The sequence below is a fragment of the Streptomyces sp. NPDC000075 genome (assembly GCF_040301925.1).
GTDB classification, from domain to species: Bacteria; Actinomycetota; Actinomycetes; order Streptomycetales; family Streptomycetaceae; genus Streptomyces; species Streptomyces polychromogenes.
In genome coordinates this window covers 18210-39345 of sequence record NZ_JBEPFL010000032.1, presented here as the reverse complement: position 1 = coordinate 39345, position 21136 = coordinate 18210, and the positions used below count along the sequence as shown (strand labels likewise).

Below are 21136 nucleotides of genomic sequence, written 5' to 3'. Positions count from 1 at the left end.
GGGGCGGTCGCCGCCGCGCCCCGCGCGGCGGCGGCCCGTCAGGAGGCGGCGGCCGTGACCCCGATCCCGATGCGTTCCAGGGCGTCCTGCGCCCCGTACGGCTGGAGGTAGGGCATCCACCGCGGATCGCGGTGCCCCGTCCCGATGATCCGCCACGCCAGCCCCGACGGGGGTGCCGGCTGGTGCCTCAGCCGCCAGCCGAGTTCCAGCAGGTGGCGGTCGGCCTTGACGTGGTTGCAGCGCCGGCAGGCGGCGACCACGTTGTCCCAGACGTGCTGCCCTCCCCGGCTGCGCGGGATGACGTGGTCCACGCTCGTCGCGACGGCCCCGCAGTACATGCAGCGGCCGCCGTCGCGGGCGAACAGCGCGCGGCGGGTGAGTGGAACGGGCCCCCGGTAGGGGACCCGCACGAAGCGCTTGAGCCGGACCACGCTGGGCGCGGGGACGGCCTGTGTCGCGCTGTGCAGGAAGGCGCCGGATTCCTCGAGGGAGATGGCCTTGTTCTCCAGGACGAGGACGAGCGCGCGGCGGAGCGGTACGACGCCGAGGGGCTCGTACGACGCGTTGAGGACCAGGACGTGCGGCACGGACTGCCTCCTTGTACGCCGGCGGCGCGTGGCTCGCGCCGGGACGATCTGTTTTCCAGTCTCCCCTTACGGCTGGTCGAAACGCCACCACGCGCCGGTAACGGGCCCGAGGTGTTTTCAACCACACTCCCTTCATCCCCAGGTGAGGGCGGTCTCTCCCTCGAACACGGCAACGAGGTCGGCGCCGTGCCCGGTTAGTGTGGAAGGCCTGCCCGTACACCCCGTTCCGTTTCCGCGGGCAGGACGCCATGCCTGGAGGTTCCCCCGTGCCCTCGCCCGCCACTCCGTTCCCGTTGGCAGCGACCACCACCGACGACGCGGCCGAGAGCGTGACCAACGCCGCGAGCTTCATCGAGGAGAACTGGGCCACCTGGCTGAGCATCGGCCTGCGGATCCTGCTGATCATCGTGATCGCGGCCGCGCTGCGCTCGGTCGTCCGCAAGGCGCTGACCAAGCTGATAAGCCGGATGAACACCAGCGCGGAGGCCGTCGAGGGCACCGCGCTCGGTGGGCTGCTGGTCAATGCCGAGCGGCGGCGCCAGCGTTCCGAGGCGATCGGTTCGGTGCTGCGCTCGGTGGCCTCGTTCCTGATCCTCGGCACGGCCGCGCTGATGGTGCTGGCCGCGCTGAAGATCGATCTGGCCCCGCTGCTGGCGAGTGCCGGTGTGGCCGGTGTGGCGATCGGTTTCGGTGCCCGCAACCTGGTGACGGACTTCCTGTCCGGCGTGTTCATGATCATGGAGGACCAGTACGGGGTCGGCGACAAGATCGACGCGGGGGTGGCCTCCGGCGAGGTGATCGAGGTCGGTCTGCGCGTGACGAAGCTGCGCGGCGACAACGGTGAGATCTGGTACGTCCGCAACGGCGAGATCAAGCGCATCGGGAACCTCAGCCAGGGCTGGGCGACCGCGGGCGTGGCCGTGCAGGTCAAGCCGACGGAGAACCTCGCCCGGCTCCGCGAGACCCTCCAGGAGGTGGCCGACGCCTTCGCCAAGGAGTCCCCGTGGGACGAGCGCCTGTGGGGCCCGGTGGAGGTGCTGGGCCTGGACGAGGTGCTGCTGGCCTCGATGACGGTGAAGGTGTCGGCGAAGACGATGCCGGGCCAGCAGTTCGCCGTGGAGCGCGAGCTGCGCTGGCGGATCAAGGAGGCCTTCGACGCCGCCGGCATCCGGATCATCGGCGGCCTCCAGGCCGCCGGTGAGGACGAGGCCCCCGCCGACCCGTCGGCCTCGGTCGCCGCGCCGTCGGTGCTGGCCAATCCCGCCTCTCCGCAGTCGCTGGCCACGGCCCCGATTCCGCCGCCGGCCACCACGCCCCCGGTCACCAAGTGACCCCACGGCCCCCGGGCCCCCGCCCCGCCGGTCTTCCGGCGGGGCGGTTTCATTGACAGGGCTCGGCGAGCGATAGGAAACTTACCTAACAGTTCGCCTCGGTGAGGGAGAGCCTCGTCATGCCCGCCGGAACGCCCGCCACACCCGGAACGCCCAGCCTGCTGCGCGCCATGAACGACCGCGCCGCCCTGGAGCTGCTGCTGGCGCACGGCCCCCTGTCCCGGACCCGGATCGGGCAGCTCACCGGCCTCTCCAAGCCCACCGCCTCCCAGCTGCTGGCCCGCCTGGAGGCCGCCGGACTGGTCGTGGCCACCGGAACGGACGGCGGCCGGCCCGGCCCCAACGCCCAGCTGTACGCGCTCGACGCCCGCGCCGCCCACGTCGGCGGCCTCGACGTGACCCCCGACCGGGTGCTCGCCGCCGTCGCCGACCTCACCGGCACCGTCACCGGGCGCTTCGAGCTCCCCTACACCGAGGGCTCCGACGCCGTCGGACAGGTCACCGGCGCCCTGGCCGGAGCCCTCGCGGACGCCGGTCTGGGCCCGGACGCCCTGCACCGCGTGGTCATCGCCACCCCCGGCGCCTTCGACCCCCGCTCGGGCCGGCTGCGCTACGCCAGCCACCTGCCCGGCTGGCACTCCCCCACCCTCCTCGAAGAACTGGCCGCGGCCCTGCCCGTACCGGTCGAGTACGAGAACGACGTCAACCTCGCCGCCGTCGCCGAACAGCGCCTCGGCGCGGCCCGCGGCCACGAGGACTTCGTCCTGCTGTGGAACGAGGAGGGCCTCGGCGCCGCCCTGGTGCTCGGCGGCCGGCTGCACCGGGGCTGGACCGGCGGCGCCGGCGAGGTCGGCTTCCTGCCCGTGCCCGGACACCCCCTGGTCCGCCAGGTGGCCCGGGCCAACACCGGCGGCTACCAGGAGCTGGCCGGCGTCCAGGCGCTGCCCGCGCTCGCCGCCCGGGCCGGCGTCGACACCGCCGGGCTCCCCGCCGACGCGCAGGTGCCCGCCGCCGTCGCCCTGCTGCGGCGGGCCGCCGCCGGGCCCGAGGGGGCGCACCTGGACTTCCTCCGCTCGTACGCCACCGCCCTCGCGACCGGTCTGGCCTCGCTGGTCTCCGTACTCGACCCGGAGATCGTCGTCCTCGCCGGGGACGCGATCGCCGCCGGCGGCGAACCGCTGCGCGCGCTCCTGGAGGCCGAACTCACCGAGCTGGCCCCCTCCCGGCCCCGGCTGGTCTCCGGCGAGGTCCTCGAACGGCCCGTCCTGCGCGGCGCCCTGGAGAGCGCGCTCACCGCCACCCGCCAGGAAGTGTTCGACACCTCCCGCTAGCACCGCCCCCGCCCGCCCCGCTCCACCCCGCACCCCCCGACCGGCATACCCCCTCGGAAGTTCCTCCCCCCAGAGAGCGAGCCCCGCCATGCCCCCAGCCGGACGTCCCACCACCGCGGCAGCCCTGCTCGCCGTCGTGTCCGCCCTGTCCCTCCTCGCCACGGCCTGCACCGGCCAGGGCGCCGCCACCGCCTCCGACGACCCGAAGGCGGACACCACCCTCACCTTCTGGCACGGCTGGTCCGCGCCCGGCGAGGTCAAGGCGATCGAGGAGAACATCGCCCGCTTCGAGAAGGCCCACCCGAACATCAAGGTCAAGGTCACCGGCAACATGACCGACGACAAGATCAACCAGGCGCTGCGCGCGGGCGGCGACAAGGCCCCCGACGTGGTCTCCTCCTTCAGCACCGACAGCGTCGGCAAGTTCTGCGACTCCGGCGCCTTCGCCGACCTCAACCCCTTCCTGCGCAAGTCCGGGGTCGACAAGACGAAGGTCTTCCCCGCGACCCTGCTGGAGTACACGCAGTTCAAGGGCGACCAGTGCACGCTCCCCCTGCTGAGCGACGCGTACGGGCTCGTCTACAACAAGACCGCCTTCGCCGCCGCCGGCATCACCGAACCGCCCCGCACCTGGAGCCAGTTCACCGAGGACGCCCGCAAGCTGACCAAACCCGCCGGGGACTCCTACGAACAGCTCGGCGTGATGCCCACGTTCCACGGCTACGAGACCACCCCCATGCGCCTGGCGGCCCAGTGGAGCCCCTCCTACTTCACCCCCGACGGCCGCTCCAACCTGGCCGGGGACCCCGCCTTCGCCAAGATGCTCACCGCACAGAAGGACCTCGTCGACCAGCTCGGCGGGTACGAGCGGCTGGAACGGTTCCGGGCCGGCTTCGGCGACGAGTGGAGCGCCGAACACCCCTTCCACAAGAAGCTGGTCGCCATGCAGGTCGACGGTGAGTGGCGGGCCTCGATGGCCCGGGAGGCCGGGGTCGGCTTCGAGATCGGCACCGCGCCCCTGCCCGTACCGGACGACCAGGCCGCCGACTACGGCAAGGGCTACCTCTCCGGCACCGTCATGGGGATATCGGCGGCGAGCCGCAAGCAGAACGCCGCCTGGGAACTGGTGCGGTACATGACCACCGACACCGAGGCCGTCGTCTCCTTCGCCAACGCCATCCACAACGTGCCCTCGACGCTGGCCGCCCTCGAATCCCCGCAGCTGGAGGTGACCCCCGAGTTCAAGACCTTCCTCGACATCGCCCGGCACCCGAAGTCCGGCACCACCCCGGCCCGCGCCGACGGCGGCACCTACCAGCTGACCTTCCAGAACTTCGCCTACCGCACCGAGAAGGGCGAGGTGCCCGACCTGCGGGCCGGACTCGCCGCCACCGACCGGCAGATCGACACCGACATCGCCAAGGCCGGGTAGCCCGATGGCCCCGACCGCCCTCGCCGCCAAACACCGCCGGTCCGCCCTGCGGACCCTCGCGTTCCTCTCACCCTGGCTGATCGGCTTCGCCGTCTTCTTCGCCTACCCGCTGCTGTCCACCGCCTACTTCTCCTTCACCCGCTACGACGGCTTCCGGCCGCCCTCCTTCAACGGCACGGCCAACTGGAGCTACGTCCTCACCGACTACCCGCTCTTCTGGCCGGCCCTGCGCAACACGCTGTGGCTGGTCGTCGTCATGGTGAGCTGCCGGGTGGTCTTCGGCCTCGGCGTCGGGCTGCTCGTCACGAAGGTCAGGACCGGGGCCGGGATCTTCCGCACCCTCTTCTACCTGCCCTACCTGGCCCCGCCGGTGGCCGCGACCCTCGCCTTCGTCTTCCTCCTCAACCCCGGCACCGGCCCCGTCGACACCCTCCTCGAAGGGGTGGGGCTGCCCGGCCCCGGCTGGTTCACCGACCCCGCCTGGTCCAAGCCCGCACTGACCGCGCTCGCGCTGTGGGGGGTCGGCGACCTCATGGTGATCTTCATGGCCGCGCTGCTCGACGTACCGAAGGAGCAGTACGAGGCCGCCGAGCTGGACGGGGCCGGCGCCTGGGCCCGCTTCCGGCACATCACCCTGCCGAACATCTCCCCGATCATCCTGTTCGCCGTGGTCACCGGGGTCATCCAGGCCATGCAGTACTACACGCAGCCGCTCGTCGCCGGAAAGGCCGCCGCCGGGGTCATCGGCGGCTCCGGGCAGCAGTTCGAACCCGGCTACCCCGACCGGTCCACGCTCACCCTCCCCCAGCTGGTCTACAACCTCGGCTTCCAGCGCTTCGACTACGGGGCCGCCTGCGTGCTCGCCCTCGTCCTGTTCGCCCTGTCGATGGCCTTCACCGCGCTGCTGATGCGCCGCCGCGGCGCACTGACGGGAGCCGGACGGTGAGCGCCCGCCGCCGCCCCGGGGCCCTCCTGCACTGGATCGGCGTGCACGCCCTGGCCGTGGCCGCCGCCCTGTTCTTCGTCCTCCCCTTCGTCTTCCTGCTCCTCACCTCCCTCATGAGCGACCAGCAGGCCCTCACCCGCGACCTGTGGCCGCGCACCTGGGAATGGGGCAACTACGCCACGGTCTGGCACACCCCCGGATTCCTCACCTGGTGGCGCAACACCCTGCTCTACGCGGGTCTCGGCACCCTGCTGACCGTGGTGTCCTCGGTACCCGTCGCCTACGCCCTCGCCAAGTTCCGCTTCCGGGGCCGGCGGCTCGCCCTGCTGCTCGTGATCGCCATGATGATGCTGCCGCCGCAGGTGGTCGTCATCCCCATGTACCTCTTCTGGGCCCGGCAGCTCGACCTGTCGGGCACCCTGTGGCCGCTGATCGTCCCCATGGCCTTCGGCGACGCCTTCTCGGTCTTCCTGCTGCGCCAGTTCCTGCTGACCATCCCCGACGAGTACCTCGACGCGGCCCGCGTCGACGGCTGCGGCGAACTGCGCACCCTGCTGCGCGTGGTCCTGCCGATGGCGAAGCCCGGCATCGCGGCCGTCGCCCTCTTCCAGTTCTTCGCCGCCTGGAACGACTACTTCGGCCCGCAGATCTACGCCTCCGACAACCCGGCCGCCTGGACCCTCAGCTACGGGCTGGAGTCCTTCAAGGGCGCGCACCACACCAACTGGAACCTCACCATGGCGGCGACCGTGCTCGTCATGGCGCCCGTGATCCTCCTCTTCTTCCTCGCCCAGAAGGCGTTCGTCGAGGGAGTCACCCTGACCGGCGTGAAAGGCTGAACCCGATGAAACTCGCAGTGGTGGGCGGCGGTTCCACCTACACCCCCGAACTCGTCGACGGGTTCGCGCGGCTGCGCGACACCCTGCCCGTCACCGAACTCGTCCTCATCGACCCCGCCGCGGAACGGCTGGAGCTCGTCGGCGGGCTGGCCCGGCGGATCTTCGCCCGGCAGGGGCACCCCGGCCGGATCACCACCACCTCCGACCTCGACGCGGGCGTCGACGGCGCCGACGCCGTCCTGCTCCAGCTGCGGGTCGGCGGGCAGGCCGCCCGGCTCCAGGACGAGACCTGGCCGCTGGAGTGCGGCTGCGTCGGCCAGGAGACCACCGGCGCGGGCGGGCTGGCCAAGGCCCTGCGCACCGTCCCGGTGGTGCTGGACATCGCCGAACGGGTCCGGCGGGCCGCGCCCGAGGCGTGGATCATCGACTTCACCAACCCCGTCGGGATCGTCACCCGGGCCCTGCTGGGGGCCGGGCACAAGGCGGTCGGGCTGTGCAACGTCGCCATCGGCTTCCAGCGGAAGTTCGCCGCGCTGCTGGGCGCGCGGCCCGCCGAGGTCCACCTCGACCACGTCGGCCTCAACCACCTGACCTGGGAGTTCGGGGTACGGCTCGGCGGGCCCGGGGGCGAGGACGTGCTGCCCCGGCTGCTGGCCGAGCACGGGGAGGCGATCGCCGCCGACCTGCGCATGCCGCGCACGGTGCTGGACCGGCTCGGCGTGGTGCCCTCGTACTACCTGCGCTACTTCTACGCCCACGACGCGGTGGTCCGCGAGCTCGGCGAGAAGCCCTCGCGGGCCGCCGAGGTCGCCGCGATGGAACGCGAACTCCTCGCCCTGTACGGGGACCCCGCCCTCGACGAGAAGCCCGCGCTGCTGGCCAAGCGGGGCGGGGCCTTCTACTCGGAGGCGGCCGTGGACCTCGCGGCGGCCCTGCTGGGCGGCGGCGGCCCGGGCGTCCAGGTGGTCAACACCCGCAACGACGGCACCCTGCCCTTCCTCCCCGACGACGCCGTCATCGAGGTCCAGGCCTTCGTCGACGGCTCCGGCCCGGCGCCGCTGGCCGTGCCCCGCCCGGACCCCCTGTACACGGGACTCCTCGCGCACGTCACCGCGTACGAGGACCTCGCGCTGGACGCCGCGCTGCGCGGCGGGCGCGAACGGGTGGCCCGGGCCCTGCTCGCGCACCCGCTGATCGGGCAGTTCGACCTGGCCGAGGGGCTGACGGACCGGCTGCTCGCCCACAACAAGGAGCACCTGCCATGGGCGTGAACCGCCCCTCCCCCGCCGCCGTGCTCGCGCTGGACGCGGGGAACAGCAAGACGGACGCGGCCCTGATCGGCGCCGACGGCACGGTCCTCGGCACCGGCCGCTCCGGCGGCTTCCAGCCGCCCCGGACGGGCGTCGGGCCGGCCGTGGACGTCCTCGGGGAGGCCGTGGCGCGGGCCGCCGCGGCCGCCGGCCTGGCGGGCCCGCCGTACGCGGTGCGGATCTCGGCCTGCCTGGCCAACGCCGACCTGCCGGTGGAGGAGCGGCAGCTGGCCGACGCGATCGCCGCGCGCGGCTGGGCCGGGGCCGTCGAGGTGCGCAACGACACCTTCGCGATCCTGCGGGCGGGGGTGGACCGGCCGCGCGGGGTCGCCGTGGTGTGCGGGGCCGGCATCAACTGCGTGGGCATGCTGCCCGACGGGCGCACCGCCCGCTTCCCCGCCCTGGGGCGGCTCTCCGGGGACTGGGGCGGCGGGAGCGGTCTGGCGGAGGAGGCCGTGTGGTGGGCGGCCCGGGCCGAGGACGGGCGCGGCGGACCCACCGGGCTGGCGAAGGCCCTGCCGGCGCACTTCGGGCTGGCGGCGATGGCCCCCCTGATCGAGGCGGTGCACCTGGGCGGGATCCCCCGGGGGCGGCTGCACGAGCTGGTGCCGGTGCTGTTCGAGGTGGCGGCGGCGGGCGATCCGGTGGCGTCGGCGATCGTGGAGCGGCAGGCCGAGGAGGTGGTGGCGCTGGCGTCGGTGGCGCTGGAGCGGCTGGGGCTGCTGGCGGAGGAGGCGCCGGTGCTGCTGGGCGGCGGCGTCCTCGCGGCCCGGCACCCGCGGCTCGACACCCGGATCCGGGAGCTCCTGTCGTCCCGCGCCCCGCTCGCCCGGCCCACGGTGGTCACGTCCCCGCCGGTTCTGGGCGCGGCTCTGCTCGGCCTGGACGCGACGGGCGCCCCGCCCGGGGCACACGAGCGGCTCCGTGCCCATTTCGGGTGAACCGGTGCCGGGGGCGCCCTCGCGGGGAACCGTGGGGGCGGGGCCGGCGTATTCACGGTGAAGGGGTGGCGGGCGAGGCCGGGGGGAGGGTGATCGGGGCGGTCCGGGGAGGGGATCACCCAAGATCGAGCACCGGGTGCTGTGGTCCGGCGTCACTACGGCCATACTGCTGCGGAGCAGAGGGACCGAGGGGGAGGTCAGGGTGGCCATCACGACACGCCCGTCCGCGCCCGGGGGCGGTGCCTCCGGGGTACCCGCCGGGCCGGCCGGGCGGAGTACGGCCTGGGCCGAGGGCGTGGAGCGGCTGCGCGCGGCCGCGACGACCGAGCCGGGCCGGCTGCGGATCATCGGCGCGGTGCTGGCGGCGCTGGTGCTGCTGTTCGGCCTGGTGGCGGTCTGGGAGGTCTCGGGCCGGGTCACGGCCGCACAGGACGTGGTGGGCCGCAGCCAGCCGCTGAGCGCGGACGCGGCGAGCATCTACCGTTCCCTGGCCGATGCCGACACGGCTTCCTCCAGCGGGTTCCTCGCGGGTGCGCAGGAACCCCGCGAGGTCCGCCAGCGCTACGAGAAGGACATGGCGAACGCTTCCCGGCTGCTGGTGAACGCGGCGGCCAGCACGGGGGCCGGCGGGGAGTCCCGCAAGGAGATAGCGCTGCTGGGCGAACAGCTGCCCCGCTACACGGGCCTGATCGAGCAGGCGCGCGCGAACAACCGGCAGGGGCTGCCGCTGGGCGGCGCGTACCTGCGCTACGCCAACGAGCAGATGAGCACGGTCCTGCTGCCCGCCGCCCAGCGGCTGTACGAGGCGGAGACCGGGCGGCTGTACACGGACTACGACGAGGCCCGGGGCTGGCCGCTGGCCGCGACGGGCGCGGGGTTGCTGGCGCTCGCCGCCCTGGTGTGGGCGCAGCGGCGCGACTTCCTGCGGACCAACCGGGTCTTCAACCACGGTCTGCTGGCGGCGACGGCGGCGACGGCCGTGGTGCTGCTGTGGCTGACGGTGGGGCAGACGCTGGCCCGGTCGGGGCTGGGCGAGGCCCGGGCGGACGGGCAGGAGTCGCTGAAGGTGCTCAACGACGCCCGGATCGCCTCCCTCCAGGCGCGGGCGAACGAGAACCTGACGCTGATCGCGCGGGGCGCCGTCCTGGCCGAGGACAAGAAGTCCGACAAGTACGACGTGGACTACGCGAAGAACATGAGGCAGCTCGACGCGGGGCTGGCCCGGGCGCTGGAGCTGGCCGACGACGCGAGCGGCCGGGACCCGGTGTCGAAGGCCGTGGCGGGCGTGGCGCAGTGGAAGCAGCGGCACGCGGCGGCCCGGGAGACGGACGTGCGGGGCGACTACGACCTCGCGCTGCCCCAGGTGATCGGGGGCAAGGGGCGGACGGACAGCAGCGGGGCCTCGTTCGACACGGTGGACGCCTCCCTGGAGCAGGCCGTGGCCCATGAGCAGAAGCAGTTCACCGCGGCCGCCCGGGGCGGGCTCGGTGCGCTGGGCGGGCTGGTGACGGGGTCGGCGGCGCTGGCCGCCGTCGGCGCGGGCGCGGCCCTCCTCGGCATCGGTCGCAGGCTTTCGGAGTACAGGTGAGTGCGGTGCGGATACGGCGGACACAGGCGGAGCGGCGGCCCGGCCGGCTGCGGCGCGCGGCGGGACGGCTGCGCGGCTGGGGCGGGGTGAGCGCGATGGCCGCCGCCTGTGCGATGACGGCCGCGGCGGTGCTGCTGCCGCTGGCGCAGTCCTCGCCGGGCACCGGGCACCACCCGGGGGTGGTGCGGGAGCCCGCGTCGATGGCGGCGGCGCCCTTCACCCTCACCGACACCTGCCCGGACCCGGAGGCCAGCCTGCGGCCGTCCGCGCTGGACGGGCCGACGATCGAGCGGATCCGCAGGGCGGGCAAGCTGGTCGCGGGGGTGGACCAGAACAGCTTCAAGTGGGGCTACCGCAATCCGGACGGGCACCTCGACGGCTTCGACATCGATCTGGTGAAGGCCATAGCCAAGGACATCCTGGGCAACGAGGAGGCGGTCATCTACCGGGCGATCCCCACCAGTCAGCGCATCCCGGCGCTCCAGGAGGGCCGCGTCGACATCGTGGTGCGGACGATGACGATCAACTGCAAGCGGCTGGAGGACGTGGCCTTCTCCACCGCCTACTTCGAGGCGGGGCAGCAGGTGCTGGCGCCCAAGGGCTCCCCGATCACCGGGTACGACGCCTCGCTGAAGGGCCGCCGGATCTGCACGGCCGCCGGGTCCACGGCGGAGGCCGCCCTCAAGGCGCAGGGCTACGGTTCGGTCCCGGTGTCGGTGCCGAACCAGCTGGACTGCCTGGTGCGGCTCCAGCTCGGCGAGGTCGACGGGATCATCACCGACAACGCGCTGGCCGCCGGGCAGGCGGCGCAGGACCCGTCGGTGCAGCTGGTCGGCGCGCCGTTCACCCGCGAGTTCTACGGTGTGGCGATGAACAAGGACGCCTCGGACCTGGTGCGCCGGGTCAACAAGGTGCTGGAGAACTACCGCGCGGGCGGTGACCAGAGCCCGTGGGCGACGTCGTACCGCAAGCACTTCGAGGACGTGCTGCCGAAGGCCGCGGTGCCGCCCGCGCCCAAGTACCGGGAGGGCTGAGGCCGGTGGTGGGGGTACCGCCCGCTCGCGGGACAGGATCGGAGCCGTACGTGAACCAGTCGGGGCTGATGGACCGGGACGACGTCGACCGGGCGCTGACGCGCCTCGGCGCCGAGCACGAGGCCGTCGAGACCTCGCTGCTCGCGCTCCAGGACCACGCGGGGCGCCGGCTGCTGGAGGGCGCGGCGCTCAGCGGGGTCACCAAGGAGCGCTGGGCCGTCGCCGACGCGGCCGTCACCCGGCTGTGGACGTATTTCGACGCCTACAGCGGGGCGCTGGCCGCCGCGCGGGAGATCCGTGAGCGGCGGCGGTGGCCGACCCGCGAGGACCTGGCCGAGCTGACGGAGCGGCTGCGCGGGCCGGGCGTGACGATCGCGGGGGCCGGGGCGGAGGGCGCCTCGCTGGCGGAGCGGTTCTCGCTGGCCGAGCTGGTGGCCCGGATGAACGAGCTGTACGCCGCCTCGCTGGACGTGGTGGTCGCGGCCGACGCCGTGTGGTCGGCGCTGCCGGCGCGGATCGACCTGCTCGCCGCCGAGCTGCACCGGACGCGTTCGCTGGCGCGTTCGGTGGGGGTCCGGCCGGGCGAGCACCCGGCGGGGGACGAGCTGGAGGAGATCACGGCCGAGCTGGCGCAGCTGCGCGAGGCGGTGATCGCGGACCCGCTGGCCTTCTGGGTGCCCGCTGCGGGGAGTTCCGCCCCGGGCGGCGGCCGTCCCGACACCGCCCGCTACGACCGGGCGGCCCGCGCGCTGGACGACGTACGCCGTGAGGTGGAGGCGGTCCTGACCGTGCGGCAGGACGCGGAGGCCCGGCTGATCGCCCTGCGGGACGTGCTGTCGCGGGCCGACCGGACCCTGGCGGAGGCGCGGACGGCGCGCGGTGAGGTGCTGGCGAAGATCGCGGCGTCGGAGGTCCCGGCCGTGAGCGGTCCGCCGACGGCCCTGCAGGAGCAGCTGGCGGCGGCGGCCGAGTACCGGCGGCAGTCGCAGTGGCACCGGCTGTCCCCGCTGCTGGACGCACTGGAGGACCGGGCGGACGAGGAACTGCGGCGGGCCCGCGAATCGTTGACGGCTGTGACGGCGCCCCTGGCGGTACGGGCCGAGTTGCGCGGGCGGCTCGACGCGTACAAGGCGAAGGTCGCCCGGCTCGGTCTGGCGGAGGATCCCGTGCTGGTCGAGCGGTACGACGCGGCCCGGCGGATGCTGTGGAGCGCGCCGTGCGATCTGCGGGTGGCGGAGGGGGCGGTGCTGCGCTACCAGCGGGCGGCGGCCGAGGCCCTGGCCCCGCCGGAGGACCACCGGCCCGGGGGGCCGGGGGAGGAGGACGCGTGAGCCTGATCGGAACGGCCTGTCTGCGCTCCGGCTGCCCGGGCGCGTACGAGGACATGGGCGGCGGCGAGGTGTACTGCGACACCTGCGGGCTGGCGCCGGTGGGCGCGGTCGCGGCGGGTGCGGAGGAGCTGCTGTCCCCGCCGACGGGGATGACGAGCGCCGCCCGGCACGGGGATTCCCGGGGTTCGGCGGGCTCGCGCGGCTCCGGCCGTTCCTCGGCGTCGGCGCGTTCGGCGTCCTCCCGGTCCTCGTCCTCGCGCCGCTCGGTGTCGGGCCGGCTGTCGCGCTCCCTGGCGGGCGCGGGGTCCAGCCGGTCGGTGTCGGTGCGCAGTTCGGGTGCGGGGACCGGGCCCTCGGGGCGCAGCCGACTGGGCGCGGGCCTGGTCAGCGTGCCGGAGGTGCCGCGTCCGGATCCTTCGACGGCGGTGCTGGAGAACCCGGAGGTGCCGGAGCGCAAGCGGTTCTGCTCGCGTTCGGACTGCGGGGCCCCGGTGGGGCGCGCGCGGGGGGACCGGCCGGGGCGGACGGAGGGGTTCTGCACCAAGTGCGGGCACCCGTACTCCTTCGTGCCGAAGCTGCGCGCCGGGGACGTGGTGCACGGCCAGTACGAGGTGGCGGGCTGTCTGGCGCACGGCGGTCTGGGCTGGGTGTACCTGGCGGTGGACCGGGCGGTGGCGGACCGGTGGGTGGTGCTCAAGGGCCTCCTGGACACCGGGGACCAGGACGCGATGGAGGCGGCGATCTCCGAGCGGCGCTTCCTGGCGGAGATCGAGCACTCCAACATCGTGCGCATCTACAACTTCGTGGAGCACCTCGACCAGCGGACGGGTTCGCTGGACGGCTACATCGTCATGGAGTACGTGGGCGGCAAGTCGCTGAAGGAGATCGCGAACGAGCGCCGCCGGCCGGACGGGCGGCGCGATCCGCTGCCGGTGGAGCAGGCCTGCGCGTACGGCATCGAGGCTCTGGAGGCGCTGGGGCACCTGCACAGCCGCAACCTGCTGTACTGCGACTTCAAGGTGGACAACGCGATCCAGCAGCAGGACCAGCTGAAGCTGATCGACATGGGCGCGGTGCGGCGGATGGACGACGAGGAGTCGGCCATCTACGGCACGGTGGGCTACCAGGCGCCGGAGGTGGCGGAACTGGGGCCTTCGGTGGCCTCGGACCTGTACACGGTGGCGCGGACGCTGGCGGTGCTGACGTTCGACTTCCAGGGCTACACGAACGTGTTCGTGGACTCGCTGCCGAATCCGGAGCACATCGAGGTGTTCCAGCGGTACGAGTCCTTCTACCGGCTGCTGGTCCGGGCCACCGACCCGGATCCGGGACGGCGGTTCGCGTCCGCGCAGGAGATGGCGGACCAGCTGACGGGCGTGCTGCGGGAGGTGGTCGCGCTCCAGACGGGCCGGCCGCGGCCGCAGCTGTCGACCCTGTTCGGCCCGGAGACGCGTGTTCCGGACACCCGGCTGTACGAGGACACCCCGGATGCGGAGGTCTCCCGTCTGGGCTCACGCCCTCTCCCCCGCCGGGGCTTCGCCCTGCGCCGCCGCAGGGCCACGGCGGCGGAAGGCCTCACGGAAGCGGGCGCGCCGGTGCCGGTGGCCGAGGGGCCGGAACTCGCGGCCGCCGGGTCCGGCGGACCGGGGGCCGGGGGCTTGGGCGCTCCGGGTGCCGGGTCCGGTGCTCCGGGGGCCGGGGGCTTCGGTGCTCCGGGGGCCGGGGGCTTCGGCACCGGCGGACCGGGGGCCGGGAAGGCCGTTGCGGGAGTGCCCGCGGCCGGTACCGCCGGCGCCGTGCCGGCCGGGGCCTCGGGCTCCCGTGCCGCCGGGGGCGGGGCCGGGGTGCCCGGAACCGGCGTGCCCGGGGGCGGGGCGGTGACGGCCGGGACCGGCGCGCCCGGATCCTGGGCCGCCGGGGGCGCCGAGGGCGGGGCCGGTGGCGGGGTCTCGGTGCTCGGGACGACCGCCACGCACGTGGGGGGCGTCGGCGTGCCCGGGCCGCGGCAGGCTCCGGTGGCCGCGCAGGCTCCGGCCGCTGCCGCCTTCCCCGTCCCCCTCCGCACGGCGGCGGCGGGGCCGGGTCCCCTCGACGTGCGCGACACGGCCCTGGCTCTGCCCGTACCGCTGGTCGACGCGTCCGACCCGAACGCCGGGTTCCTGACGGGGCTCCTCGCCTCCGCCCCCGCCGACCTGCTCGGCGCCCTGGGCGCGGCCCCCGCCGACTCGGCGGAGCTGCGGCTGCGGGAGCTGCGGGCCCGGCTCGAACTGGGCGAACTGGCCCTGGCCGCGCGGACCCTGGCCGAGCTGGAGGCCACGTACCCGGACGACTGGCGGGTGGTGTGGGCGCGCGGCATCGCCTCGCTGGCCACCGGGGACGACGAGATAGCGGCCCTGTCCTTCGACGCCATCTACGACGCCTTCCCGGGCGAGCCCGCGCCGAAGCTGGCGCTCGCGCTGTGCGCGGAGATCCTGGGCCAGTTGGACAACGCCGCCGAGTACTACCGGCTCGTCTGGATCACCGACCCGGGGTTCGTGAGCGCGGCCTTCGGGCTGGCCCGCGTCCAACTGGCCGCCGGGGACCGGGCGGCGGCCGTCCGTACGCTGGAGTCCGTACCGGAATCCTCCATCCACTACACCGCCGCCCGGGTGGCGGCGGTACGGGCACGCCTGCGCGACCGGTCCCCGCAGGAGGAGCTGCTGGCCGACCTGGGGGCCGCGTCGGACCAGGTCGAGGCGTTGCGGCGGTTCGGGCTGGACCCGGAACGGCAGGAGCGGCTGGCAACGGAGGTTCTGGGCGCGGCCCTGGACTGGGTACTGTCGGGTAGCCGGGGTGCCGACCCCGGCCGGAGCTCGTTGCTCGGCAGTCAACTGGACGAGCGGGGGCTGCGCTTCGGCCTGGAGCGCTCCTACCGCGTCCTCGCCCGGCTGGCGCAGCGGGGCGAGGAGAGGATCGAACTGGTGGAGCGGGCCAACCGTTTCCGTCCCCGGACGTGGGTGTGAGAGATGTCGATGCATCGGCCGTCGGGCTGCCCCAGCTGCGCGGAGCCCCTGGAGGAGGGTGACCGTTTCTGCGGGGTGTGCGGTTACGCCCTCTCCTCCCCGACCCCTCCCCCGGACCGCACGCCGACCCTGCCCGACCCGGGCCCGGCCGGCGGGTCCGCGGACGCGGCGGCGGGTCCCGCGTACGCGGCCCGGGTCCCGGCGCCGGCGGAGGCCGCCGGGCCCGACCCCACCCCCGGCTTCGGCAGCCCCGCCCGGCCGGCCCGCGTCCCGGCGCCGGCCGGCGGCGGGGCCCCCGCCGGGTCCGGTGCGTCCGCCTCGGCCGGGGACTCCGGCTCCCCGGCCGCCCCCGGCTACGGCGTCCCGGCGAGCGGCTACTCCGGCGGGTCCGCCGCCGGGGTGCCCGCGCCAGGCTGGGAGGGCACTCCCGTGACGCCGGGCTCCGCGCCCGCCGCCGGCGACACCCCCTGGGGCGCCACGGCCGGCGGGCCCGGAACCCCCTACGGCGGCGCGGACGACGCCCACCACGGCCGCTCCGCAGCGACCGCACCCGGGGACCCGTACGGCACCGCCCCGCAGGGAACCCCGTACGAGGCCGCCCGGGAGGACCCGCACGCGGCCCGGTACGCCGGCGCCCCGCGACCGGACCCGCAAGCGGACCCCTACCCGGCCGCCCAGGCAGCCGGGTACGGCGCCCCCGCACAGACGGCCCCGCCCGGCACCCCCCAGGGGGAGCAGCAGCAGGGCCCGTACGACAGCACCCGCGAGGGGGACCCGCAGCAGGGCCCGTACGCGAACCCGCACGAGGCCCCGTACGAAGCCCCCTCCGGCCCCCCGCAGGGGGACCCGCACCAGGACCCGTACGGCGCCACTCCGCAGGGGCCCCGGGCGGACCCCCACGAGGACCCGTACGCCACCCCGCAGGGGGACCCGCAGGGGAGCGGCGGCGGCGCGCGGACCTGTGTCGCCTGCCGGACCGGGTACGTGGACACCGACGGCTACTGCGAGCACTGCGGCCACGCCCAGCCGCGTGAGCGGGACCATCAGGAGGAGGAGCTCTGCAGCGTCGCCGCCGTCAGTGACCGCGGGCTGCGCCACCACCGCAACGAGGACTCCTTCGCGGTGGCGGCCACCGCCCTGCCCGACGGCTCCGCCGCCACCGTCGCCATCGTCTGCGACGGCGTCTCCTCCGCCAGCCGCCCCGACGACGCGTCGGCGGCCGCCGCCGGCGCCGCCAGCGAGGCGCTGCTCGACGCCCTGCCCCGGGGCGCGCAGCCGGCGGAGGCCATGCACGAGGCGATCCTCGCGGCCGGCGCCGCCGTCAGCGCCCTCGCCCCGCAGCCGCCCGGCGCGCAGAACGCCCCCGCGTGCACCCTGGTCGGCGCCGTCGTCAGCAGCGGGCAGCTGACCATCGGCTGGGTCGGCGACAGCCGCGCCTACTGGGTCCCCGACGACCGCGCCGTCCTGCCCCGCCGGCTCACCGAGGACGACTCGTGGGCCGCCCAGATGGTCGCGGCGGGGCTGATGGGCGAGGCCGAGGCCTACTCCGACGTCCGGGCGCACGCCATCACCGGCTGGCTCGGGGCCGACGCGTACGACCTCGACCCGCACACCGCGAGCTTCAGACCGGACCACCCCGGTGTGGTCGTCGTCTGCACCGACGGACTGTGGAACTACGCCGAGTCCGCGGCCGACATGGCCCGGATCCTGCCGGCGGACGCCGCCGAACGGCCCCTGCACTGCGCCCAGGTGCTGGTCGGGCACGCCCTCGACGGGGGCGGGCACGACAACATCACCGTGGCCGTCGTGCCGTTCACGGCCGTCCCGCCGCAGGAGGAAGCGGAACCGGAAGCGGAAGCGGAAGCCGGTCCGGCGGCCGAGCGGCCGCGCCCTGCGGCCTGATCCCGAACCGCCCGCCCCGACAGCCCCCGAGGAGTCACCCCGATGGCGAACTTCGCCAAGCCGCGCGCCCCGCGCTTCAGCGTGGAGGTGTACCAGAACGAGTTCCTCCCCGAGGGCGGGCGGGACGTGCACGCCATCGTGACGGTGACCTCCACCGGCGGCGCCACCGCCACCACCGCGCGGGCGCTCGGCCAGGACGCGGCCGTCGTGATCATGGTCGACTGCTCCGGCTCGATGGAGTACCCGCCGGAGAAGATGCGCGGGGCCCGCGAGGCCACCGCCGCCGCGATCGACACCCTGCGCGACGGCACGGCCTTCGCCGTGATCGCCGGTACGCACGAGGCCCGCGAGGTCTACCCCGGCCAGGGCCTCCTCGCCACCGCCGGCCCGGACACCCGCGCCCGGGCCAAGGAGGCCCTGCGGGGCCTGAGCGCGGGCGGCGGCACCGCCATCGGCACCTGGCTGCGGCTGGCCGACGGGCTGCTGCGCCGCTCCCCGGCCGCCATCCGGCACGGCATCCTGCTCACCGACGGCCGCAACGAGCACGAGGACCCGGCCGTGCTGCGCGCCACCCTCGACGCCTGCGCCGGCCGTTTCACCTGCGACGCGCGCGGGGTGGGCACCGACTGGGAGGTCAAGGAGGTGACGGGGATCGCGAACGCCCTGCTCGGCTCCGCCGACATCGTGGCCGATCCGGCCCACCTCGCCGAGGACTTCACGCTCATGATGGAGAAGGTCATGGGCAAGGAGGTCGCGGACGTCGCGCTGCGCGTGTGGACACCGGTCGGGGCGGAGATCCGGTACGTCAAGCAGGTCTCGCCGTCCGTCCGGGACCTCACGGCCCGCCGTACCGAGGCGGGCCCGCGCGCCGGGGACTACCCGACGGGTTCCTGGGGGGACGAGTCCCGGGACTACCACGTGTGCGTGCGGGTGCCGCAGGCCTCCGTCGGCCAGGAGATGCTGGCCGCCCGCGCCTCGCTCGTGCTGCCGGGTCCGGCGGGCGAGCCGCAGGCGCCGATCGCTCAGGGGCTGGTCAGGGCGGTGTGGACGAACGATCTCGCCGCCTCGACCGCGATCAGCCCCCAGGTGGCCCACTACACGGGGCAGGCGGAGCTCGCGCAGGCTATCCAGCAGGGCCTGGAAGCCCGCAAAATGGGCGATGTCGACGGCGCCACGGCCAAGCTGGGCCGTGCCGTGCAGTTGGCGAGCGCCTCCGGGAACGCCGACACCGCCAGACTGCTCGCCAAGGTGGTGGATGTCGTGGACGCGGCGGCGGGTACTGTGCGCCTGAAAGCCAAGGTCGCCGATGCCGACGAGATGACCCTTGAAACCCGTTCGACACAGACCGTCCGAGTGAAGAAGACCTGAGAAGAAGCCCGCCGCGATGGCGCAGGGCGAAGAAGGGGGAAGCGCCGCGATGCCGACCTGCCCGAACGGGCACCAGTCCGCCTCCGACGACTGGTGCGAGGTCTGCGGCCACCGTATGGCCGCCCCGACGAGCCCCCCTGCGGCCCCCTCCTACGGCTACGGCTACCCGCCCACCACCGGTGAGCCGACCGCCCAGGCGGAGCTGTGCCCGCAGTGCCGGACCCCGCGCGAGGCCATGGCCCCGTTCTGCGAGGAGTGCCGGTACAACTTCCTGACGCGGACGGCGACCCCGTACACCCCTCCGCCGGCCCCGCCCGTCCCTGAGGCGGCCCCGCCCGTCCCCGTCGGCGGCGCGCAGCCCCCGGCGGCCCCGGCCGGCGCCGGTGCCCCGCCGCCCCCGCCGCCGCTCCCGCCGCAGCCGGTGTACTCCCAGGACCACTTCGAGTACCAGGGCTCGCGGCCCTCGCGGGTCAACCGCCCGGCCGAGCCGCTCCAGGCCGACGACGACTGGCTGCTGCCGCCGCCCGCCGCCCCGGAGCCGCCCGCTCCGCCGGTGGCGCAGGCGCCCGTACCGCCGCCGGTGCGGCCGCCCGTGCAGCCGGAGTACCCGCCGGCGGAGTACGCGCCGGCGCCCGTCCCGGAGCAGCAGCCCGCCGCCGCGACCTGGACGGCGACGATCGGGCCCGACCGCTCGTACTTCATGGCGATGATGCGGCGCAGCGGCCCCGAGGCGGCCGGGCTCAACCTGCCCGCGTACTCCCCCGAGCTGCACCTGCCGCTGTCCGGCGGCCAGATCACCATCGGCCGGCGCCGCGCCTCCACGGGCGAGTCCCCGGACGTCGACCTGTCGGTGCCGCCGGAGGACCCTGGCGTCTCGCACAGCCACGCGGTGCTCGTGCAGCAGCCCGACCTCAGCTGGGCCGTGGTGGACCAGAACTCGACCAACGGCACCACCGTCAACATGGGCGAGGACCCGATCCAGCCCTACGTCCCGGTGCCCCTCGCCGACGGCGACCGGGTCCACCTGGGCGCCTGGACCACCATCACCATCCGGCGGGGCTGAGCCGCTCAGCTCCCCGCCGCTCCGGCGGTCTCCCCCAGGGGCCACACGTAGGGCCCCCGGGGGTCGTCGAGCCAGGCCCACTGCCCCTCGGCGGTGACCGTGACGCCGAACCGCTCGCGCGCCGGCCGGCCCTCGCCGCGCCACAGGTCCAGCGCCTCCCGGGGGCGCAGCACGCCCGCGGTCAGAATCAGCAGGAACTGGAAGCGCTCGTTCTCCACCAGCTCGTACGGGACCCCGTGCAGCGGGCCGCCCATCCCGGGCGGCGGCGGGCCGGCCGTGGCCCCGCGCAGCGGGACGAAGTAGGCGGAGGTGTGCAGGAAACGGCCCTCCGCGAAGTCGGCGTCGCGGACCGTGAGCGCGATCAGCCCGGTGGACAGCGGGGCCAGGATTCGGGCGCCCGGACGGCACTGGCCGAGCCAGGCGTGCGGGATCAGCGGCAGGGTGCAGGTCACCAGGATCCGGTCGAAGGGGGCGCGGGAGGGGCAGCCGCGCGCCCCGTCCCCGGTGACGACGGCGGGGCGGTAGCCGAGCAGTGCCAGGTGCGCCCGCGCCGACTCGGTGATCTCCTCGTCCAGGTCGACCGTGGTGACGTGCTCGTCGCCGAGCCGGTGGCAGAGCAGGGCCGCGTTGTAGCCGGTGCCCGCGCCGATCTCCAGCACGTCGTCGCCGTCGCGGACGTCGAGGGCGTCGAGCATCCGCGCCATCAGGGAGGGCTGGCTGCTGGAGGAGAGCAGCTCACCGTCACGCAGCCGGGTCGCGAGCGGGGCGTCGGTGTAGACCCCGCGCAGCCAGCGGGCCCGCCGCTCGGGGTCGGGGTCCTCGGCCCACAGCCGTTCGTGGCCGGCGCCGCGGCCGGTCCAGAAATACGGGACGAAGAGGTGCCGGGGCACGGCCGCGAAGGCGGCCCGCCAGGCGGGGTCCTCCAGCACCCCGGCGGCGGTGAGCTCCCGTACCTGGGCGGCGTGCGCGATCTCCCGCAGGTCGCGAACCGGTTCCTCCGGTTCCCGCGGGGTGTGTGCCGCGTGTGCGCTCTTGCCGCCCGTGCCCATGTCTCCACTGTGCGGCGGGCGGGCGCCGCGTGCGAGCCCTCCCGGATCCCGGCCGGAGAGTGGTCCTAGGACCGGGGTCCTC

The 21136-nt window shown here is 74.9% G+C and carries 16 protein-coding genes; 14 read left to right on the top strand and 2 right to left on the bottom strand.

Going from position 1 to position 21136, the window contains the following annotated elements:
- Window positions 1–38: 38 nt before the first annotated feature.
- Window positions 39–587 carry an HNH endonuclease gene (locus tag ABT403_RS29890; protein ID WP_344156314.1) on the bottom strand — a complete coding sequence of 183 codons (549 nt, stop codon included), beginning with the start codon at window positions 585–587 and terminating at the stop codon, window positions 39–41.
- A 248-nt stretch (window positions 588–835) separates the two neighbouring features.
- On the opposite strand from ABT403_RS29890, the gene ABT403_RS29885 reads away from it, so the two are divergent.
- The 14 genes from ABT403_RS29885 to ABT403_RS29820 all read left to right on the top strand — a co-directional run bounded on the left by ABT403_RS29885 (window position 836) and on the right by ABT403_RS29820 (window position 20005).
- On the top strand, window positions 836–1918 hold the full coding sequence (locus ABT403_RS29885; protein WP_344156317.1) for a mechanosensitive ion channel family protein: 1083 nt from the start codon (window positions 836–838) through the stop codon (window positions 1916–1918).
- A gap of 119 nt (window positions 1919–2037) precedes the next feature.
- Window positions 2038–3249 carry an ROK family transcriptional regulator gene (locus ABT403_RS29880; protein WP_344156320.1) on the top strand — a complete coding sequence of 404 codons (1212 nt, stop codon included), beginning with the start codon at window positions 2038–2040 and terminating at the stop codon, window positions 3247–3249.
- Between the two features lie 88 nt (window positions 3250–3337).
- Window positions 3338–4681 carry an ABC transporter substrate-binding protein gene (locus tag ABT403_RS29875; protein WP_344156323.1) on the top strand — a complete coding sequence of 448 codons (1344 nt, stop codon included), beginning with the start codon at window positions 3338–3340 and terminating at the stop codon, window positions 4679–4681.
- 4 nt (window positions 4682–4685) lie between these two features.
- A complete protein-coding gene (locus ABT403_RS29870; RefSeq protein ID WP_344156326.1) occupies window positions 4686–5627 on the top strand; it encodes a carbohydrate ABC transporter permease in 942 nt (313 codons plus the stop codon).
- Window positions 5624–6466, top strand: a complete 843-nt coding sequence (locus ABT403_RS29865; protein ID WP_344156329.1) for a carbohydrate ABC transporter permease — start codon at window positions 5624–5626, stop codon at window positions 6464–6466. The genes ABT403_RS29870 and ABT403_RS29865 overlap by 4 nt, the downstream gene beginning before the upstream one ends.
- Window positions 6467–6471: 5 nt before the next feature.
- A complete protein-coding gene (locus ABT403_RS29860; protein WP_344156332.1) occupies window positions 6472–7737 on the top strand; it encodes a 6-phospho-beta-glucosidase in 1266 nt (421 codons plus the stop codon).
- Window positions 7728–8717, top strand: coding sequence for an N-acetylglucosamine kinase (locus ABT403_RS29855; RefSeq protein ID WP_344156335.1), 990 nt, complete (start codon window positions 7728–7730; stop codon window positions 8715–8717). The genes ABT403_RS29860 and ABT403_RS29855 overlap by 10 nt, the downstream gene beginning before the upstream one ends.
- 202 nt (window positions 8718–8919) lie before the next feature.
- Window positions 8920–10305: a GlnX family signal transduction membrane protein gene (locus ABT403_RS29850; protein WP_425580151.1), complete on the top strand. Its 1386-nt coding sequence runs from the start codon at window positions 8920–8922 to the stop codon at window positions 10303–10305.
- Window positions 10306–10352: 47 nt separating this feature from the next.
- The gene (locus ABT403_RS29845; RefSeq protein ID WP_502966018.1) at window positions 10353–11339 is read left to right on the top strand and encodes a glutamate ABC transporter substrate-binding protein; all 987 of its coding nucleotides are present in this window, start codon (window positions 10353–10355) and stop codon (window positions 11337–11339) included.
- A gap of 68 nt (window positions 11340–11407) precedes the next feature.
- Window positions 11408–12670 carry a coiled-coil domain-containing protein gene (locus ABT403_RS29840; RefSeq protein WP_344156824.1) on the top strand — a complete coding sequence of 421 codons (1263 nt, stop codon included), beginning with the start codon at window positions 11408–11410 and terminating at the stop codon, window positions 12668–12670.
- Between the two features lie 5 nt (window positions 12671–12675).
- Window positions 12676–15672, top strand: a complete 2997-nt coding sequence (locus ABT403_RS29835; RefSeq protein ID WP_425580162.1) for a serine/threonine-protein kinase — start codon at window positions 12676–12678, stop codon at window positions 15670–15672.
- 3 nt (window positions 15673–15675) lie between these two features.
- Window positions 15676–17574: a PP2C family protein-serine/threonine phosphatase gene (locus ABT403_RS29830; protein WP_344156338.1), complete on the top strand. Its 1899-nt coding sequence runs from the start codon at window positions 15676–15678 to the stop codon at window positions 17572–17574.
- A 42-nt stretch (window positions 17575–17616) separates the two neighbouring features.
- A complete protein-coding gene (locus ABT403_RS29825; RefSeq protein ID WP_344156341.1) occupies window positions 17617–18942 on the top strand; it encodes a vWA domain-containing protein in 1326 nt (441 codons plus the stop codon).
- Between the two features lie 16 nt (window positions 18943–18958).
- Window positions 18959–20005: an FHA domain-containing protein gene (locus ABT403_RS29820; RefSeq protein WP_425580153.1), complete on the top strand. Its 1047-nt coding sequence runs from the start codon at window positions 18959–18961 to the stop codon at window positions 20003–20005.
- A 5-nt stretch (window positions 20006–20010) separates the two neighbouring features.
- On the opposite strand, the gene ABT403_RS29815 is transcribed toward ABT403_RS29820, so the two are convergent.
- Window positions 20011–21054 carry a methyltransferase domain-containing protein gene (locus tag ABT403_RS29815; RefSeq protein ID WP_344156344.1) on the bottom strand — a complete coding sequence of 348 codons (1044 nt, stop codon included), beginning with the start codon at window positions 21052–21054 and terminating at the stop codon, window positions 20011–20013.
- Between the last annotated feature and the right edge of the window lie 82 nt (window positions 21055–21136).

Coding starts and splice junctions, on each gene's coding strand:
- ABT403_RS29880 (WP_344156320.1), top strand. CDS start 2,038: ATGCCCGCCGGAACGCCCGCCACACCCGGAACGCCCAGCCTGCTGCGC.
- ABT403_RS29870 (WP_344156326.1), top strand. CDS start 4,686: ATGGCCCCGACCGCCCTCGCCGCCAAACACCGCCGGTCCGCCCTGCGG.
- ABT403_RS29875 (WP_344156323.1), top strand. CDS start 3,338: ATGCCCCCAGCCGGACGTCCCACCACCGCGGCAGCCCTGCTCGCCGTC.
- ABT403_RS29815 (WP_344156344.1), bottom strand. CDS start 21,054: ATGGGCACGGGCGGCAAGAGCGCACACGCGGCACACACCCCGCGGGAA.
- ABT403_RS29830 (WP_344156338.1), top strand. CDS start 15,676: ATGTCGATGCATCGGCCGTCGGGCTGCCCCAGCTGCGCGGAGCCCCTG.
- ABT403_RS29825 (WP_344156341.1), top strand. CDS start 17,617: ATGGCGAACTTCGCCAAGCCGCGCGCCCCGCGCTTCAGCGTGGAGGTG.
- ABT403_RS29860 (WP_344156332.1), top strand. CDS start 6,472: ATGAAACTCGCAGTGGTGGGCGGCGGTTCCACCTACACCCCCGAACTC.
- ABT403_RS29855 (WP_344156335.1), top strand. CDS start 7,728: ATGGGCGTGAACCGCCCCTCCCCCGCCGCCGTGCTCGCGCTGGACGCG.
- ABT403_RS29820 (WP_425580153.1), top strand. CDS start 18,959: ATGGCGCAGGGCGAAGAAGGGGGAAGCGCCGCGATGCCGACCTGCCCG.
- ABT403_RS29885 (WP_344156317.1), top strand. CDS start 836: ATGCCTGGAGGTTCCCCCGTGCCCTCGCCCGCCACTCCGTTCCCGTTG.
- ABT403_RS29840 (WP_344156824.1), top strand. CDS start 11,408: ATGGACCGGGACGACGTCGACCGGGCGCTGACGCGCCTCGGCGCCGAG.